The sequence below is a fragment of the Cobetia sp. 3AK genome, assembly GCF_029846335.1.
GTDB classification, from domain to species: Bacteria; Pseudomonadota; Gammaproteobacteria; order Pseudomonadales; family Halomonadaceae; genus Cobetia; species Cobetia marina.
Genome location: NZ_JARWKR010000010.1, coordinates 143,230 through 161,969 on the forward strand (window position 1 = coordinate 143,230; position 18,740 = coordinate 161,969).

Sequence of the window (18,740 nt, forward strand, 5' to 3'; positions counted from 1 at the left end):
GCAGTGAAACATACTCACGCACGGATTACTTGTAGACCTTGTCGATCCCTTCCCAGTAGCCCTCGGGGTCCCGGTCATCGGTCATGTAATAGAGCTGGTAGCGACGATTGAGGCGCGCACCACCATCACGGGTCAGCGGTGCCCAGGCAAAGCCGGTACTGCCCTTGCTGGAGGTGGTGAAGAAGGCGTCCAGCGGAATGCTGACGTAGAGCCCCTTGTCGAAGCTGCCCTCGCCATAGTCATCGCCGGCATCGGTCATGGTCGCCCAGGCCCCGACGCTGACCCCGTTGGAGAAGCGGCGGGATAGATCCAGCGTCGCGCCGATATCGCCGGCCAGATAGCGCCCCACCGAGCCCTTGACCAGCACATCGTGCCAGCCGGACTGCCAGTAGGCGGTGGCATGGCCGGTGGTGACGGAATAGTCGCGCAGGCCGAATTGCTGATCGAATTCCCGCTGGCGGACGCGGTTGATATCCAGCCCCAGTGCCAGCGAGCTGTTCATCGGGCGATAGAGCACCTCGGCACCGACACCGGCATACATCATCTCGAGAATGCCGCCGTAGGCCTGGGCATACCAGTCACGTCCGAACTGATGAGTGCGGGTGTACTGCAGATTGGTGATGCCCAGATCGGTCTCCTTGACGTAATCCCCGACGTAGGTGCGCACGCGTGGCAGGTCGGAGTCGGCGATGTACTCGTAGTTCTCGTAGTTGTCGGCCAGCTGATAGGTGGCCACGCCGGAGAACCAGCCATTGCGATCGGTGCGCCACAGGGCATCCAGCTGCAGGTTGAGCTGGTAGAGATAGCCGTCCGGTCCGCCGAAGTTCTGTTTCAGGTTGGGCGAGAATCCCCAGTTGAAGCCGGCGGGTTCCCTGTCCAGCACCGTGGCGGCCTCCGCGCTGGCGTCGTCGTCAGGCGCGGGAGAGGCGGCGCGAGCGGTGATGGAATGCTCGTACTCGGCACCGAAACGTCTGTCGTTGGCGGCCGCGACGAAGGCCTCTCGCGGATGCTCATCCTCGCGCAGCGCCAGGCCGTTGCTGCTCAGGCGGTAGCGGAAGTGGGTGATCTCGGCGGGCAGGCGGTTGTGCAGTACGCGATTGGCGCGGCCTTCGGCCTGCAGGTCCTTGCGAAAGCGCGTGGCCTCCGCCTCTATGACCAAGGTCTCGCCCTCTACCCGCAGGCGGGAGACTTCAAGCCCCGTCTGGGCACGCAGGGTCGCGGCCAGTGCCTGCCAGTCGACGTCCTCCAGCCGTATCGGCGCTGGCGGGCTTGCGGCGGGCTCGCCCGTGGTGGCACTCGGGGAGGTCGGCAGCGTCAGCAGGCGGCCTTGAGGCGCAGCCTCGTCGCCGTCCAGCGAGGTCGTTGAGAGCGGCGCAGCCTCGTCGCCGGTCGGCGAGGGCGTTGAGAGCGGCGCAGCCTCGTCGCCGGTCGGCGAGGGCGTTGATAGCGGCGCAGCCTCGCCACCGTCCAGCGAGGGCGCTGAGGCCGGCGTGGCACCGGCGGGACGTGGAGGGCGATCCGACGGGACTGTCTCGCTGTCCCCACGATTGACGGCATCCAGCGAGCGCACCCGGAAGGCTTCCGGGGTCTGGTCATGGCGGTAGCGCGAATGGTGACTGGGGGCGACATCTTCCGGGGTGCCGTCATCCTTGGCCTGAGCCAGCCCCGCCAGATTGGTGGACAGCGACAGGCCCAGCATGGCGGTGTTGCCGCGCTCCCAGCCGCCATGCAGCGACAGGTTGTCATTGACCTTGAACGTCGCGCCCAGATTGAACGGTGAATCCTGGTCTATCTCCACCGTCAGGGGCTCGTCGGAGTAGTCGTTGCCCTCGTATTCCAGCATCAGGGTCAGCGGGTCCCAGGGCGTCTGATATTCGAGGCCACCGAAGACGGCCGGGCTGCCACTGAACATGCTGCCCAGCTGGAAGTCGCCCCCGTTGTCGCTGGTGGTATCGCTGCGCGTCTCGAGGCTGCTTCTCACCAGCGCCAGAGGGTTGCTGAAGTCGCCCCGCGTGCCCAGATAGCCCCAGCCGAGCCCCAGACTGACATCAAGATCACCATAGCGCTTGCTGGCCACCAGATATTCAGAGCTGAACAGCCCCGTACCACCGAGATCTCGCAGACCCACCGCAAGTGCCGGGCGATAACGGTCCTCTTCCCAGAGCCGGAACTTGGTGTCGAAGGATTTATCCAGGTAGTCGCGGTCCGGGGCGGCCTCACCGTAGCTGACCGTTTCCACCGAGACATAGCGAAAGCCCAGCTCCATCCACTCGAAGGGGGCGGCGTTGACGCTGAAGCGCTTGTAGGGCTGGGTACGGCTGTAGGTGAAGCTCAGCTCGCCCTGTGGGGCGAAGCGTGCCGTGGGAGTCTGCATCAGCCCCACGCCGCCGAAATCACTCTGGGATTCCCCGGTAGCGGCGTGGGCGATCTGGGCGCCGAGCAGGCCTCCCGCCATGCCAAGCGCCAGCCAGCCGGTGCGTGCCGGAGCAGGGCGCTGCTCGTCTCGGGGGCGCGTGGAGGGATGGGCTGGGCGAAAGGGACTCGACATGGGCGTCTCGCATGCTCCCGCGCGACAGGCGCGTGAGCGTGAATGAGGGTATGGAGGATAGAAACATCGAGGCGATGCCGGCAGTGCCGGGAACGACCGCTAGCGGGCCGGCGCTTGCGGGTCACTGCCTGACGTCCCGGGAGCTGTCGGCTCGTCGTCCGCTGACGGCAGCGAGGCGGCGTCCAGCTGCCAGCTGTGACAGTTCTCACCGGGCAGGCGGCTGGCCAGCCATTGCGGCAGCGCCTCGTTGACCCATTGCTGCGCGGTATCGATACCGGGGGTATGGATCACCAGGCTGGCTCCCGGCGCGACCGGCAGGTCGGCTGCGCCACGCGTGAGGCGATTCCAGCTGGCGATGGGCCGCGTGAGCACCTGCCCCTGGGGGGTGACGAGGCTGGCCCGTGCCGCCTGGCCCAGCGAGTCGGCGGCGCGGCGCTCATCGATCAAGGCGTCCAGTGTCAGGCCGGGGCTCCACTGGCGCTGGTGCACGCCACTGGCGTCCAGAATCACCACGTCGCGGGGGGCCTGACAGGCGCCGATCACCATGCCGGGGGCGATGCGTATCGCCCGCGGGCCATCGCGCATGTCAGTGAGCGGATTCAGCTGGCCGGGCAGGCGTGCCAGCACGCTGCGTGGCTCACCCTGTTGACGGCCCTGATCGAGGTAGCGCTGCCAGGCGTGCAACCCCTCGACATAGGCGGCCCGAGAGCTGCCCTCGGGCGCGCCCACCGCGTAGCGAGCCGCGATCAGTTCAATCTCGGCGCTCAGGCGGTTGGCGGTCGCGGCCATCTGCCGGCGAATCAACGGCGTGCTGACGAAGCTGTAGCGCCAGTCCAGCGCCATGCGGGTCTGATGGGAGGACCATTGCTGTTCCAGTACCTGACTGGCCAGTGGCGTGCTGGCGGCGCTGAAGGGCAGCGGCGTCTCGTTCGCTCGGGCGAGGGTCGGGATCAGCAGGGCGGCCAGGCACACCCCCGTGGGCAATGTGCGGGCGAGGGCGCGCAGCGGTCCCTCGACGCGGGCCGAGTCGTGTGCGGGGCGAGCAGAATCACGTCGTGAAAAGCGCATTACCATGCCTTGGCGATCTCCCAGCCGAAGCGTGGCCCGTCCGGCCAGGCCGTCATGTCGGCGGCCCACACCCGAGTGGCATCGCGCCATATCTCGTTGGTGGTGGTGTGGCCATCGTCCCATGCCAGGGTCTCGGTGCAGTGTTGCAGCGACAGCTCGGCCAGTGGCAGCGCGTGTGGCGCGGCGGCCTCACAGCGCAGATGTGCATCGGCTTCATGCACCTGCATCACCGGCACGTCATCTTGATGCTGACTGCCGGAGGAAGCGGCATCTGCCCGCTCCAGCCGGCGAGGATAGGGGCTCAGGGCGCTGACACTGACGCGATAGCGGCTGTCGTCAGCCATCAGCCAGGCCGGACGCGCCAAGGCGCGCCCGGTAGTGCTTTGCTCATGCCTGTCCGCGATGTCTCGCGTGAAGCCGGATGTCGCGGACAGTACGCCGTCGCGCAGTTCGATGATGCCGCGGTCCTGGCTCTCGAAACGCGCGATGCGTCCCTCATCCTCGAGCGTGGCCAGCACGACAAGTGCCGTGTTGTTGCCATGCAGGAACTTGAGGGAGGCGTAGGGCAGTTCACTGGCGCGCGCCGCCTCGAAGTCATCCTTGCCGAAGGCATCGCCCACCGAGCTGGCCACTATCTGGGCACAGCCGCTCACTGACACGGCACAGGCAGTGATGCCCAGCAGCGTCAGCGAGCGCCGGATGCCTGGAAGGTGCCTGGCTGGCGATTGGCGATGATTCGCGCCTGAACGACGCGATGCGGAGCGCGACGTCATCAACGTGTCCCGGTAGAGCCGGTGGTACCCGTCGTGCCGGTGGTACCGGTGGTGCCGGTCGTCCCGCCACCGACGGTGCCCGTGGCCGCGCCGGCCGCGATGCTGCCGCCGTTGGTGCTCGGGGTCACGCTGCCGGACGCGCTCTGGCTGGCCGTGCCGCTGCCAGCGGCGCTGCCGGTGGGAACGCTACCGGTCGTGCCGGTGGTGCCAGTCGTGCCGGTCGTACCGGTCGTGCCGGTAGTACCAGTCGTGCCGGTCGTGCCAGTGGTACCGGTCGTGCCAGTGGTACCGGTGGTGCCAGTGGTACCGGTCGTGCCAGTGGTACCGGTCGTACCGGTCGTCCCCGTCGCAGCCTGCCCAGCGGCAGGTGCCTCCTCTTCCGCCATGGCGTTGCCTGCCAACAGCAGGGCACCGGACAGGCCGAGAATGGCGCCGATATGTGACTTGCGCATATGAAGTCTCCTTGATGAGCATTGCCGGTCATCTGCCAGTCAGGGCGCTGCGATGACTGGGCTCGGTGATGGGTGGCCAAGGCCAGCGTCGTGCATGCCGGATGCCGTGCTGTCTCTGACCATCGGCAACACTGCTGCTGAGAGTTGCGTCGTGGTGTGCGTGAGCAAGCTCACGCCTGTTCCATGATCTGCAGGGCGCCGTCCCTGATACCGTCCGTAGCATCTTCCCTGGCGCAGCCTCGTCCTGAGGTGTTCCTGCCATGGCCGCATTCCCTGGCCACCGTATTGCTCGCTTTCGAGGTGATGACATCGCCGTCGTCATGAGAAATGTGCATGCACATTTCAGACGGACGCCTCTCTCTATCCCCCCGTGAAAGCGAGGCCCATGTTAACCAGAAAATGTCGGCTGTCTAGCGAGAGAGGTCGCGTCGATGTGGCGTTGATGGAAAGCGAAATATTTATGTAAAAAAGAGTAATTGTGGTGTGGATAAAAGCAGACATGCCTGTCGATCTTTCAGACACCGCGGGCGCTGGACTTGATCCGCATGGCTGCTGAAATTCTTGTGAAGGATGTGTCGATTTGCAGACGAACCCAGCGTTGCACTGTCTGTAATCGGCTACGTCGCCATGTGGCGGTTAGCGACACACGTCGTGCTGATGATGATACAAAGCAATGTTTTTATTGGATTTTTGTAACAGCGCTCGATTGGCGAGCGGCGTGGATCAGGTAAAATGCGCAACAGATGGAGTCTGGTCACTCCACTCTTGATGCCCATGAAGACGACGCAGCGGACAGTGCGATAAACGTTGCCATCACGTTGTGGAACCTGCGCCGTCAGGTGGGTGTGGTGGGCACTGTCGATGGCGTGAATATGTGCCTGTAAAAGGTGTCATCGATGTGCAGCAGAGACGTGATTTTATGAGGAAGACTTCGTGTAAATCGAAGGGGACTCAATCACATTCATCGTCTTCATGGGCCAGCATTCGCGTGATTGCCCAAGGGAGTGTTCGCGCCATTGCCAGACAGGCGCAAGCCGTCATGCAAGGGGCGGGACGCCAGCAGACGCAAGTACTCAAGCAAACCAAGACATGACACCAGCACGAGGGATCACCCTCGGCCCGAGGTCACCGTCGTTGCAACTGTCGTTGCACATGGGGCCATCGCGTTACGCAAGGCGAACCGAAGACGTTATCGAATTGGTCCCGGCGTCAGCGTGCGGCGGGAATGATCGGGGCAGCCTCGCATCAATCGCTGCTCGGGTCTGTCGACTCAACGGACTTCAGATGAAAAATGCACTGATCGCACGACTTCTGGGCGCCAGCTTGAGCCTCGGCGCCCTCACCGGACTGGCGGGCTGCGTCTTCGCGCCCGGTGGCGACATCGACTATGACACCTCGGCCGCGCCGGTGGATGACATCGTCGATGTGGAGCCCATCACCTTCGGCTTGATCAAGGCCCAGGCGCGGGCGGATGCCCAGGCACGCCAGGCGGCTCGGGGTGACGGCACCCAGCGCGAGCTGGAGCAGGCGCTGACCCAGGAGCTCAACAGCAGCACCCGTGCGCAACTGGCGCCGGATTATCAGTACCACGTGGGGCCGGGCGACATTCTCAATATCGTCGTCTATGACCACCCGGAGCTGTCGTTGCCCACGGGCTCCGAGCGCAGCGCCCAGGAAGCCGGCAACGTGGTGCATGCCGACGGCACGCTCTTCTATCCCTACATCGGCCGTGTCCAGGTCAGCGGCAAGACCCTGGACGAGATCCGTCGGGTGCTGGGCGAGCGCCTCCAGCCCTATCTCAACGAGCCGCAGATCGACGTCAAGGTGGCGGCCTTCCGCAGTCAGAAGGTGCGGATCAGCGGTGAGGTGGAGCAGCCTGGCGTGCAGCCCATCAATGATGTGCCGTTGAGTCTGCTCGATGCCATCGCCGCCGCCGGCGGCATGACCGGAGACGCGGACTGGCACAACGTGGTGCTCAAGCGCAATGGCGAGGAGACCGTCATCTCCCTCTACGAGCTGCTGGCACAGCGCAATGCGGCGACCGGCGAGGCACGTGATCGGCTGCTCAAGGACGGTGATGTCCTGTATGTGCCGGATGTCGGGACCCGCAAGGTGTTCGTGATGGGTGAGGTCGACAAGTCGGTCAGCCTGCCGCTGGGCAGAAGCCCCATCTCGCTGACCGATGCCATCGCCCAGGCGGGCGGCATCAAGGAAGACTCCGCGGATGCCTCCGGCATCTTCGTGGTACGGCGGGACCGTGAAGACCCCGAGAAGCTGGCCACCGTCTATCAGCTGGATGCTCGCAACACCACGGCCCTGATTCTGGGCGCCGACTTCGCGCTCAAGCCGCAGGATGTCGTCTATGTCACGGCCGCGCCGGTGTCGCGCTGGAACCGCGTGATTAGCCAGTTGCTGCCCACCGTGAGCTCCATCTACTACAGCACCGAAATCCAGGACAACCTCGATACCCTCGGCCAGTAAGGCGAGGGGTCGTCAAGGCGTCCCTGCCCGTCGCGATGTACGGGCAGGACACCAGGAGAGTGACTCAACGATGTCGATTCGCAATGCCCATTCCTCCCGTCAGACGGGGGCCACCGAACCCGCAGCGGTACCGGCGCGCACCAGTCTCGATCTGGGCCGCATGCTGGGTCAGCTGTATGACAGCCGCCTGACGCTGGCGCTGATCACCGGCACCTTCACCGTGCTGGCGGTGCTTTATGCGCTGCTGGCGACGCCGATCTACAAGGCCGATGCGCTGGTGCAGGTCGAGGATGGTGGCAGCAACATGAATCCGCTGAGGGATGTCTCCAGCATGCTGCGGGGGGAGGCGCCGCCGTCGGAATCCGAGATCCAGATCATCACCTCGCGCCTGGTGCTGGGCGAGACCGTCAAGAAGGAGCAGCTGGATCTGGTGGTCAAGCCTTACCAGTACCCGGTGATCGGGACCTTCCTGCGCAGCCACGAGGTGGAGCGCCCGAGCTGGCTGTCCGGTTCCAGCATGGTGTGGGCCGGCGAGTCACTGGAAGTGGCCAGCCTGGCCGTGCCCAAGGCCTGGGACAACGTCCCGCTGACGCTGGTGACGCTCGGCTCGGGTGAGCAGGGCCGCTATGAACTGCGCTACGACGGCAAGGTGCTCGGCACAGGCTCGGTGGGCAAGCGTGAGCGTTTCGAGGGGCCGCTGGGCGAGGTGAGTCTCGAGGTGACCTCGCTCACCGCGGGCGAGGGGGCCGAGTTCACCCTGATGCACCAGTCCACTCTGGAAGCCACCAATGCGCTGCGCGCGCGCTTCGCGGTGGCCGAGATGGGCAAGGAGACCGGCGTGCTGGGGCTGGCACTGGTGGGGGAAGACCCGCTGCGCACCCAGCAGGTGCTTGAGCGCATCACCGAGACCTATCAGCAGCAGAACATCGACCGTCAATCGGCGGAAGCGGAGAAGTCGCTCGAATTCCTCAAGGAACAGGTGCCGACCGTCCGCAAGAAGCTGACCGAGGCCGAAGAGCGTCTCAATGCCTATCGCGGCAAGAGCGACAGCGTGAATCTGGATCTCGAGACCAAGTCGGTGCTCGAGCAGCTGGTGAACATCGACAACCAGCTCAACCAGACCCAGCTCGAGGAAGCGGAGCTCTCCGGCAAGTTCAACCCGAGTCACCCAAGCTACGTGGCACTGCGCAAGAAGCGCGCGGATCTTGAACGCACGCGCAGTGAGCTCGAGAAGCAGGTGGGGGATCTTCCGGACACCCAGCAGGAGATCCTGCGTCTGGAGCGTGAAGTCGAGGTCAATCAGCAGATCTATGTGCAGCTGCTCAACAAGACCCAGGAAATGAACATCGCCCAGGCCAGCACCATCGGCAACATCCGCATCCTGGATGAGGCCGTGGCGCAGCCGCACCCGGTCAGCCCGCGCAAGGCGATGATCGTGGTGATCGCGACCCTGCTGGGCGCCATGCTGGGTGTGGTCTTCGTGCTGCTGCGCTCGCTGCTGCATCGTGGCATCGAGACACCGTCGGAGCTTTCCGATCTCGGCCTCAACGTGCATGCGACCCTGCCGCTCTCCGAGGAGCAGGCGCGCCTCAATCGTCGCCTGGCGCGAGGCATCAAGCGCTTCTCCTCCTTCAAACTCGGCAAGGGCGCCACGGCGGCGGCCAGCAATGCCGCGCCTGGCCTGCTGGCCGTGCGCAATCCGGCGGATCTCTCCATCGAGGGTCTGCGGGGTCTGCGTACCAGCCTGCACTTCGCGATGATGGAAGCTCCCGACAACCGCCTGATGATCTGTGGCCCCAGCCCGGGCATCGGCAAGAGCTTCGTGTCCGCCAACCTGGCCGCCGTCTGTGCCCAGGCAGGCAACCGCGTGCTGGTGATCGATGCCGACATGCGCCGTGGTCACGTGCATCAGAGCATGGCGGGCCAACAGGTGGGCGCCGTGGCACCGGGGCTGAGCGACTACCTGCTCGGCAAGGTGGAGCGCAGCGCCATCATCCGCAGCATCGCCGACGAGAGCCTGGCGGTGGTCGGTGAAGGCGGGGAGACGCCGGACACCCTCTGCTACGTGGCACGCGGCACCTCACCGAGCAATCCCTCCGAGTTGCTGCTGCAGGCGCGCTTCTCCGAGCTGCTCGAGTGGGCCAGCGAGAACTTCGACATGGTCATCGTGGATACGCCGCCGATCCTGGCGGTCACCGATGCAGCCATCGTCGGCAAGCTGTGCGGCGTCAGCGTGATGGTGACGCGCTTCATGCACAACTCGCCCAAGGAAATCGAAGCCGCATTGGAGCGCTTCGCTTCCAGTGGCGTGAGCGTGGATGGCGCCATCCTCAACGCCGTCGAGCGCAAGGCGACCACGGCCTACAGCTACGGCTACAGCTATCACGACTACCAGTATCAGGGCGGCGCAAATACGTGAGTGCTGACTTGCCATCCACGGCGACGCCCCTATGTCTGATGACAGCTCGTCAACAGACACCCAGGCGGAAGACGACGTATCGCAAGGCCCGGTGTCACTCGACACCACGTCACCGACACGGCGCGGCATGCCGGCCCGAAGGGCGCATGCGGCGTGATGAGAAGACAGCACGATTTGCGATAGACCGGTGCAGGCCGCAAGGGCGGCGAGAGACGGCACCGGGTGTGATGAACGGAAACACCACTCGAACGCAAACCAAGGGGGAGACAGGCACATGAACACGACGACAAATCCAGCGACGACCGGACTCGAGGGGCGTCAGCGACATTCGCGCATGTACGAACGTCTGATGTTCAACTCGCTGTGTCAGGCGCTGGTGGGTCTGATTCTGGCGGTGGGTGTCCCGCTGTTGCTGATCAATGGCCTGCGCCCCTGGGTCAGCGAGATGCGCATGCACAGCGTCATCGCAGCCAGCGGTGGCTTCCTGCTCGCGCTGCAGGCGATTCGTCACATGTCGCGCTACCCCGGTGCCAAGGCGTTCGCCTACGTGCTGCCGGCCATCACCATCAGCTATCTGCTGGCGATGAGCGTGCTGATCGCGCTGGATCTGCGCTTCAGCCGTATCGTGCTGGGCAGCTCCTGGCTCGCGGCGATGCTGATCTGCTCCATCGGCTTCTGGGCCGAGCAGCGCACCCGCATCCGCAAGCTGGCCGTGGTGCCGTTCGGTGACTATCGCAACCTGTTCACCACTCGTGGGGCGCGCTGGAACCTGATGCGCGCACCGGACCTGGGCCAGGAGCGCTACAACGGCGTGGTCGCGGATCTGGAAGCCGAGATGCCGGCCGAGTGGCAGCGTTTCCTGGCCAACTGCGTGCTCAACCGCATTCCGGTCTACGACGCCAGTGAAGTGCGCGAGTCGCTCACCGGTCGCGTGGAGCTCAACCAGGTGCGCGAGAACAGCTTCGGTCAGCTGGCACCCAACAGTGAATATGAGCTGTTCAAGCGTCTGTTCGACGTGCTGGCCGTGCTGGCGGTGGCCCCGTTCGTGCTGCCGATCTGCCTGGTGACTGCCGTGCTGATCCGTCTGGATTCGCCGGGTGGCGTGTTCTTCGTGCAGGAGCGTGTCGGTCAGGGCGGTCGTCCGTATCGCATGTTCAAGTTCCGCAGCATGTGCCATGACAGCGAGAAGTCCGGTGCCCAGTTCGCCCAGGCCAACGACATGCGCGTGACCCGTATCGGCCGCGTGATCCGCAAGACCCGCATCGATGAGCTGCCGCAGTTCATCAACGTGCTCAAGGGCGAGATGAGCCTCATCGGTCCGCGTCCGGAGCAGGTCAAGTTCGTGAATGAATTCGCCGAACAGATCCCGTTCTACAACTACCGTCACGTGGTACGTCCGGGCATCACCGGCTGGGCGCAGGTGACCCAGGGTTACGCCTCCGACGCTGACGAGACGCGCGAGAAGCTCGAGCACGACTTCTATTACATCAAGCGCTTCTCCGTGTGGCTGGATCTGTTGATCGTCGGTCGTACCATCAAGACCATGCTGACCGGTTTCGGGGCACGCTGAGCATGCTGACCGTCAGTGGCTATTACGTCGGCTTCATGGCCCTGCTGGTGGCAGTTCTGCCACTGGCGGCCAGCGAGCGCACCCGCATGGTGGGTGCCTGGCTGGGTGGCGGGCTGTGTCTGGCGTTCATGGCATTGCGTTACGACGCAGGATACGACTACTTCTCGTATCGCCAGATGGCCACCTGGCAGGTCGACCTGAGCTTCCTCGAACCCGCGCCGGCGGCACTGGCGCGCATGGCACGGGCCTGGGGGGAACCGCAGCTGTTCTTCTTCATCACCGCCTTCCTCTACGTGTCGTGCTTCGTCACCGCACTGGTGATGAGCCGCCGCAACCTGGCCTGGTGCCTGCTGTTCTTCGTCTGCCTGCCGCTGATCTATCTCTCGGCCTTCGGCTTCGTCAAGCAGCACGTGGCGATCGCCCTGTTCATGGTGGCGATGGCCTGTCTGGAGCGTGGCATGCGGCTGCCGGCGCTGGTGCTGATGCTCGTCGGCACCAGCTTCCACTACACCCTGGCGCTGTATCTGCCGTTGCTGGTGCTCTACCCGCTGCTGCGACGTGCCTATCCCTTCTGGGTCTATCTGGGGCTGCTGCCGCTGTGTTTCGTGGCAGGACCGCTGGCCAAGAGCGCGCTCAGTGCGCTGGGGCTCTATGCCCACTACTTCGAGGATTTTTCCGGGGGCGGGCAGAAGCTCTATGTCATCTATCTGCTGATCTGCCTGGGGACGCTGGGACTCTGGAAGCATTTCCGCCTGTCACTGGACCCCTGGGCCTTCAATCTGATGTTCATCGGCGTGGCGCTCTACACCCTGTTCATCACCTATGGTGAGCACGTGGCCCGCGCCAGCTACTACTTCCTGCCGTTTGCCATCTTCGTCATCTGTGACGTCATCGAGCACTTCCGCGACAAGCTGCTGCCCAGTCTGATCAGCGGTGCGCTGATGATGGCGTTGTTCTTCATGTCGCTGAAGGTGGCGGCCGGCAATCAGGATCATGATTTCTTGAACAACTACCAATTCTATTTCTTGAGCGATGAAGCACTGGTGGTCGGCAATGGAGGTCAGTCATGAGCGAAGCGCTGATCTTCTCGCTGTTCAACCTGATGGCGCGTGGCCTGTCGTCCGCGGCGGGCCTGCTGCTGGCGCGAGCCGTGGCGCCCGAGGCCTTCGGGGAATATGCCCTGGCCCTCAACTATGCGGTGTTGCTGGGCGTGCTGGCGCGCATGGGCGGCAACGAGGTGCTGCTGGTCACCGAAGATGGTGCCAGTGGCGCGGCGCTGCGCCGCTGGATGGGCGTCGGCATCGGCCTCTACGCCTTGCTGGCCATCGCCTTCGCCGTGGGCATCGCGCCGCTGCTGGGGCTGTCTGCCTTCATCTTCGCCTTCTGTGCCCTGCGTGCCGGGGCGGAGCAGGTCGGCCTGCAGATGGTCAATTCGCGCCTGCAGCGTCAGGAGCGCCTGGGGCGCGTCAATCTGATGACGGTGCTGATCTCGCTGGCGGTGGCGATCGCGGTCGCCTGCGCGGCAGGTCCGGCGCTCTATCATCAGGGCGTTGCGCTGCTGACCGGCGCCGAATTCAGCGCCGAGCTGACCACGCCGTCCGGCATGTTCGGCCTGGCACCGGTGGCCACCTTCGTGATGGTCGGTGCCCTCGCGCTGGTCATCGTGATGCTGCTGGGCATGTGGCTGTCACATGACGCGGCGGCGGATGCCCGGGCGGCGGCTGCCAGCCGCGATGGCGCAAGCTCAAGTCGCCTGCCGAGCAAGGCGGACTTCGCGCGTGGACGCGGCTTTCTCTACAACAACCTGATGTCATTCGCCTACCTGCAGGCCTGGGTGATCCTGGCCGGGCTCGCCTTCGCGCCCGCCCAGGTGGCCAGTGTCTCGGTGGTGACTTCCATCGTGTTCGCGCTCTATGTCTTCCCCACCAGCCTGTATCGCTACTACCTGCCCAAGCTGACCCAGGGTGATGGCCGCCTCAAGGAATACCTGATCATCGCCAGCGGCTTCGCGCTGCCGGTGGCGGGCGGTCTGGCACTGGTGGCGCCGTGGCTGGCCGAGCACTTCCTGAGCGGCGCCTACCCGCGCCTGACCATGACACTGCGCGCCTTCGCGCTGGTCTACCTGGTGCACGCCTTCGTGACCTGCGCCTTCACGCGCCTGGCGGCACTGCGCCTGAATGGCAAGCGCCTGCTGTGCCAGAGCACCGGGGCCATTCTGGTGGTCGGTGGGGGCCTTTCGATCGCGGCGCTCAATCACTCGCTCGGCAACGCGTCCGGCGAGAGCGGCAGCCTTCTGGGCATCGACCTCTACCACCTCTTCCTGTGCGTGCCGGTCACCGCGGAGCTGGTGATGCTGGCGATGGCGATCCTCTTCCAGCCGGCTCGCCAGCAAGAGGCGGCCGCGACGGCCAGCCCTTGACGTTCGGCCTAGGGGCCGACGAGTACACGACATTTCACGTGGCGATGCCCGGGCATCGTGCACACCGAACAGCGACATTACGGACAGAAGGACGAACAGCATGGCCAAGATATGCATGACGCACGGATGGCATGACGACAACAAGGGCGACTCCGCCATCCTGATGGGCACCATCGACTTCCTCGACCAGCTGATCGATGCCGAACACGGCCGCAGCGACGTCTCCGGTGAAGGCGTGGCGAAGGCCGAAGGCCATCGCATCGATATCCTGCCCATCGATGACCAGGTGTTCGCCACCGAGCGCGGGCCGTTCCGCCACATTCGTCGCCGCTACCGCGAGCGCGTCACCGTCGGTCAGCCCTTGATGCCGCCGATGCGTGACAAGCTGCGCTTCGTCACCTCGCTGCTGGGGCTGGGGGCCAAGATGGCGTTCGGCAAGCAGGGCAAGAGCGGCAACGATGTCATCGACGGTGCCGACCTGGTGGTGGTGAAGGGCGGTCATATCTTCCACAACGGCAGCTTCAAGAAGACCCTGTCTTCCTGGCTGGCGCTGATCGGCTATCTGGCGCCGGTGATGCTGGCGCGCAAGGCCGGCAAGCGCGTGCTGTTGCTGGGCCACTCCTTCGGCCCGTTCAAGACCCCGGCCCAGGAGCGCTTCTTCCTGCGCACCCTGAGCGACTGCCTGGTGGTCTCGCGTGAGGAGATCACCCACGCCATGACCCAGAAGGCCGACCCGAAGCTGCCGCATGCGTTGCTGGGCACCGACATGGCCTTCGCCATGGCCCCGCGGGCGAGCGATGAACATGCCGAGGTCAAGGCACCGGGCGGCGTGGCCTCTCCCTATGCCGTGATCACCCTGCGTGACTGGTGGGGGCTGGATCAGCAGGCCTTCGCCGAACGTGTCGAGGTGCTGTCGCGTTCACTGCTGGAATCCCGTGAGCGCCTTGGCATCGAGCGCCTGATGATCGTGCCGCACGTGCTGGGCCCGACCGATATCGAGAATGACCAGCGCATCTCCCAGCTGGTGTTCGATCACCTGCAGAAGGCACTGGCCGCCGCTGACGGGGGCGAGGAGCTCGCCACGCGCATCGAGCTGGTGCAGGGCGACCCGAGCCCGGATGCGCTGGTGGATCTCTACCGCGACGCCGAATTCCTGGTGGGCACGCGTTTCCACTCGGTCATCTTCGCGCTGATGTCCGGCACGCCGGTCTACGCGCTGTCCTACTGTGGCCCCAAGGCGCCGGGCATCATGCGTGACTTCGGGCTCGGCGACAGCGTTCAGGACATCGAGAACTTCGACCCGGCACGCATCGTGGCCGACATCGAGGCGCTGGTCGCCGACAAGGCCTTCCCGGCACTTGCCGAGCGCGTCATCGCCGACAAGCTGGCGATCACCGCCGACATCACGCGGGACTTCCTGCGCCGCGCACCGGGACGCGCCGGTGTCTGGGGCCAGCGTGAGCTCAAGCTCAATGACGACGCCTATCCGGCGCCGACGGCTGCCAAGGCACCTGCCGCGACGGACCCCGTGGCCACGGACGCCCCGGCCGCTGAGCACGCCACCCACGACAGCGAGCCTGTCGTGCGAGGAGTCTGACATGGCCCATGTCGCTCTGTTGATCCAGGACATCAGCGCCTGCGGTGGCGTCGAGAAGGTGATGCACGGCCTGGCGCGTGATCTGCGCGACAGCCATCAGGTCACGCTGGTATCGGTGCGTGAAGGCGAGCCCTACTGGGGCCGTCTCGAGGGTGTCGAATACCGCACCCTGGGCCTGCCCGCCACCGGTACGCGCAAGAACTTCCGCCACTGGGTGACGCATCTGCGTCGTCTGATGCTGGAGGCGCGCATCGAGGTGATGGTCAGCGGCTACTTCGCCTTCCATCTGGCCGCCCAGCTGGCGGCACGTGGCACCGGAGGCCGTGACGAGGCGGGCAATTCGCGCCCGCTGACCCGCGTCATCGCCCAGGAGCACAGCGCCTACCATCACGATCGTCGCGCCAAGCGCGTCATCAAGCACCTGCTCTATCGTCATCTCGATGTCCTGCAGGTGCTCAACGAGGTGGATGCGGAATGCTGGCGGCGGCGTGGTCTGCAACCGACGGTGATTCCCAACTATCTGGATGATCTCGCGGAGCGCGAGACGCGCGCCGAGTGCGAGCGTCAGGCCGACGTGGTGATGGTGGGGCGTCTGGCGCCGATCAAGCGTGTCGATCTGGCGATCCGTGCCTTTGCCCATTCGGGCTACCGCCGCGGGCGTCTGGTGCTGGTCGGGGATGGTCCGGAACGTGAGTCCTTGCTGGCGCTGTGCCACGAGCTGGGGCTGAAGGTCTTCCAGGGCGCCAACGATGACAGCGTGCCGGATGACACCCGGGTGCTGTTCACCGGCGCGCTGCAGGACGTCTCGCGTGAGTTGCGCCGAGCCCGTCTGCTGTTGCTGACGTCCGAGCGTGAATGCCTGCCGATGAACGTGCTGGAAGCCAAGCGTGAGGGCCTGCCGTGCCTGTCACGCCCGGTGCGCTCAGGCCCGCTAGCATTGATTCGCCACGATGTCGATGGCGTGCTGAGTGCCGAAGCGGACAGTGCCGGTGAGGTGGAGATCGTGCAGGAGCTGGCGCATGAACTGGCGCGTCTCGAATTTGACGACCATCGCCTGCTGCATCTCTCGAAGGCCGCACGCGAGAGCTTTGCCCACTACAGCCGTGATGCGGTGCTGCCGGACTATCAACGCCTGATCACGCACCTGGTGCCGGCCGATTCGCGCCAGCGCGCATTCGTGAACGACGTCAGCGTCAGTGGATCCCACTCGCCTCATTCCAAGGAGAAGGCCCATGGCTGATGTGTCCGTCATCATGCCCAACTACGGCTATGACCGCCGCCTGCATGCCGCCGTCGATTCCGTGCTGGCCCAGAGCGAGCCGGTGCGCGAGATCCTGATCAGCGACGATGCCTCACCCGATGGTGCCGCCGCGCGACTGCGCGAGGATTTCGCGGCGCTGGAGACCGGCGACGTCGAGATCCGCATCCTCGAGACCGACACCAACGGCGGGCCGGGGCGTGCCCGCAACCGTGCCATCGCCGAGGCCCAGGGCCGCTACATCGCCTTCCTGGACGCCGATGATGCCTGGCTGCCGGAGAAGATCGAACGCCAGATCGCCTTCATGCAGGAGACCGGCGCCGGACTGTCCTACACCGGCTACGAGATGGTGGATGAGCAGGGCAACCATGTCTCCCACTTCGCACCGCCGGCGCGTCTGACGCGTGACGACATGCTGCGCTCCAACTCCATCGGCTGCCTGACCGCCATCTATGACGCGGGGCGCTTCGGGCGTTTCTACATGCCGACCATCCGCAAGCGTCAGGACCTGGCGCTGTGGCTGATCATCATCGGTCAGCTGGGCCCGGCGCAGGGCATGCCCGAGCCGCTGGCGCGTTACACGCGTCGCGAGAGCAGCGTGTCCTCCAACAAGTTCAAGGCCGCCGCCTACCAGTGGCGTCTGTATCGTGAGGTGCTGGGGATGGATGTGATCAGCGCCAGTCGCAACTTTGTCCATTACGCGGTGAACGGTTATGCAAAACATCGTTGATGAAGCTATCTCCGTCGATCCCGCTCGTCATGCAGGCCGCCCCATGCAGGAATCCCGTGCTCGTGTGCTGAAGCATCAGCGTCAGGTGGAAGACAGCGCCCGTCGTCAGGTGCCGGAACTGACCTTCCTGATCTCGACCCTGGATGCCGGGATCTACAGCGTGCCGCGTTATGACGAGCTGCCCGGTGCCCGCTTCCTGATCGTGCATCAGCTGTCGGAAGCCCATCAGGACGAGGCGCAGCGCGATATCTTCCGCGAGTACGTGCTGGCCCATTTCGACAGCCGTTTCGAGTATCTGGCGGTCGCGGGGCGTGGTCTCTCCAAGAGCCGCAACATCGCGCTGGCGGCCTGCCCGACACGCTACGCCTACATCCTGGACGACGATGTCCAGCTGCATCCCCAGGCCGTGTCGCTGGTGATGGAAGCCTTCACCTGTACCGAGGCGGCGGCGATCAGCTTCCCGCACGTCAAGGCCTTCCCCTTGCACGAACGGGACCCGGATCGTCCGGCACCGCCGGTCGCCTTCAAGGCCCACACCCTGATGTCACTGGCTCGCGTGCGCTCGGTGGACATGGCGCTGGATCTCTGCCAGTTCCATGCCCGCTTCGATGAGCAGTTCGGGCTGGGCACCGACCAGCCCTCCGGCGAGGAATTCATCGTGATGAGCGATGCCCGCCGTCAGGGCGCGCGCCTGATGCGCGCCAATCTGGGCATCGTCGCCCATGCGGGGGTCACCTCCGGCAGCGACTTCTACAGCTCGCCCGCCAAGGCGCGCACCAAGGGGCGGATGTTCGCTCGGGTCACTGGCAGTCGCTTCTCGCCGCTGGCACTGGCCTTCCTGGTTCGCAAGGCCCCGATCGCCTTCAAGCGCGGCTATCTGGCGACCTTCGTCGGCAATTTCTTCCGCTAGTCGCCCGCGCGACACATACGTACGCCCGAATCGGCATGGGCAGACGCCGATGGATGGCAGTCTCTGCGCTTTTCTCTCTCCCCACTGACGTTGCCCGTCAGTGGGTTGGGTAACGTCACGCCGGATTCGGGCCGAGGGGCGATCTGTCAGTGGTTCACGGTCTCCCTGCAGTGGGAGATCCGCCCCGACCGGTATCGCTCATGCATCGCTTTGGCGCATTGCGTTCACACTCGAGATGGCCGTCAGGCCAACAAGGATGACATTCAATGAAGATCACGATTTTCGGAAGCGGTTATGTAGGCCTGGTCACCGGTACCTGCCTGGCCGATGTGGGACATGATGTGGTGTGCATGGACGTGGACGCCGCCAAGATCGAGCGCCTCAAGCAGGGCGAGATTCCCATCTATGAGCCGGGACTCGAGAGCATGTTGCTGCGCAACGTGGAAGCCGGCCGTCTGAGCTTCACCACCGACGCCCGCGAGGCCGTCGCGCACGGCGTGCTGCAGTTCATCGCC

General features: G+C 65.0%; 14 protein-coding genes. 10 read left to right on the forward strand and 4 right to left on the reverse strand.

The window, feature by feature from the left end; all coding sequences use genetic code 11:
* Positions 1-25 precede the first annotated feature (25 nt).
* The 4 genes from QD228_RS14355 to QD228_RS14370 all read right to left on the reverse strand — a co-directional run bounded on the left by QD228_RS14355 (position 26) and on the right by QD228_RS14370 (position 4,841).
* Positions 26-2,548 (reverse strand): YjbH domain-containing protein, encoded by a 2,523-nt coding sequence (locus tag QD228_RS14355; protein WP_279875938.1) that lies wholly within the window; start codon positions 2,546-2,548, stop codon positions 26-28.
* Positions 2,549-2,647: 99 nt separating this feature from the next.
* Positions 2,648-3,616, reverse strand: coding sequence for a hypothetical protein (locus tag QD228_RS14360; protein WP_279875939.1), 969 nt, complete (start codon positions 3,614-3,616; stop codon positions 2,648-2,650).
* The gene (locus tag QD228_RS14365; protein WP_077374126.1) at positions 3,616-4,389 is read right to left on the reverse strand and encodes a YjbF family lipoprotein; all 774 of its coding nucleotides are present in this window, start codon (positions 4,387-4,389) and stop codon (positions 3,616-3,618) included. Before QD228_RS14365 ends, QD228_RS14360 begins: the two co-directional genes overlap by 1 nt.
* On the reverse strand, positions 4,389-4,841 hold the full coding sequence (locus tag QD228_RS14370; protein WP_169477203.1) for a hypothetical protein: 453 nt from the start codon (positions 4,839-4,841) through the stop codon (positions 4,389-4,391). The genes QD228_RS14365 and QD228_RS14370 overlap by 1 nt, the downstream gene beginning before the upstream one ends.
* Positions 4,842-6,125: 1,284 nt before the next feature.
* Between QD228_RS14370 and QD228_RS14375 the strand changes: the two genes are divergently transcribed.
* The 10 genes from QD228_RS14375 to QD228_RS14420 all read left to right on the forward strand — a co-directional run.
* Complete coding sequence (locus QD228_RS14375) at positions 6,126-7,322, forward strand: polysaccharide export protein (protein ID WP_084208231.1); 1,197 nt, start codon at positions 6,126-6,128, stop codon at positions 7,320-7,322.
* 70 nt (positions 7,323-7,392) lie between these two features.
* Positions 7,393-9,741 (forward strand): polysaccharide biosynthesis tyrosine autokinase, encoded by a 2,349-nt coding sequence (locus QD228_RS14380; protein WP_279875940.1) that lies wholly within the window; start codon positions 7,393-7,395, stop codon positions 9,739-9,741.
* A 274-nt stretch (positions 9,742-10,015) separates the two neighbouring features.
* The gene (locus tag QD228_RS14385; RefSeq protein WP_240499683.1) at positions 10,016-11,311 is read left to right on the forward strand and encodes a sugar transferase; all 1,296 of its coding nucleotides are present in this window, start codon (positions 10,016-10,018) and stop codon (positions 11,309-11,311) included.
* Positions 11,312-11,313: 2 nt separating this feature from the next.
* Positions 11,314-12,381, forward strand: coding sequence for an EpsG family protein (locus QD228_RS14390; protein ID WP_077374117.1), 1,068 nt, complete (start codon positions 11,314-11,316; stop codon positions 12,379-12,381).
* Positions 12,378-13,730 carry a hypothetical protein gene (locus QD228_RS14395; RefSeq protein WP_191237398.1) on the forward strand — a complete coding sequence of 451 codons (1,353 nt, stop codon included), beginning with the start codon at positions 12,378-12,380 and terminating at the stop codon, positions 13,728-13,730. The genes QD228_RS14390 and QD228_RS14395 overlap by 4 nt, the downstream gene beginning before the upstream one ends.
* A gap of 100 nt (positions 13,731-13,830) precedes the next feature.
* Positions 13,831-15,327 carry a polysaccharide pyruvyl transferase family protein gene (locus tag QD228_RS14400; RefSeq protein WP_191237397.1) on the forward strand — a complete coding sequence of 499 codons (1,497 nt, stop codon included), beginning with the start codon at positions 13,831-13,833 and terminating at the stop codon, positions 15,325-15,327.
* 1 nt (position 15,328) lies between these two features.
* Positions 15,329-16,567, forward strand: coding sequence for a glycosyltransferase (locus QD228_RS14405; RefSeq protein WP_279875941.1), 1,239 nt, complete (start codon positions 15,329-15,331; stop codon positions 16,565-16,567).
* A complete protein-coding gene (locus tag QD228_RS14410; RefSeq protein WP_077374105.1) occupies positions 16,560-17,315 on the forward strand; it encodes a glycosyltransferase family 2 protein in 756 nt (251 codons plus the stop codon). The genes QD228_RS14405 and QD228_RS14410 overlap by 8 nt, the downstream gene beginning before the upstream one ends.
* A gap of 43 nt (positions 17,316-17,358) precedes the next feature.
* Positions 17,359-18,225 (forward strand): glycosyltransferase family A protein, encoded by an 867-nt coding sequence (locus tag QD228_RS14415; RefSeq protein WP_167592982.1) that lies wholly within the window; start codon positions 17,359-17,361, stop codon positions 18,223-18,225.
* 266 nt (positions 18,226-18,491) lie between these two features.
* Positions 18,492-18,740: 2-dehydropantoate 2-reductase N-terminal domain-containing protein (locus QD228_RS14420; protein WP_279875942.1), on the forward strand; the 249-nt coding region annotated here is incomplete at its 3' end.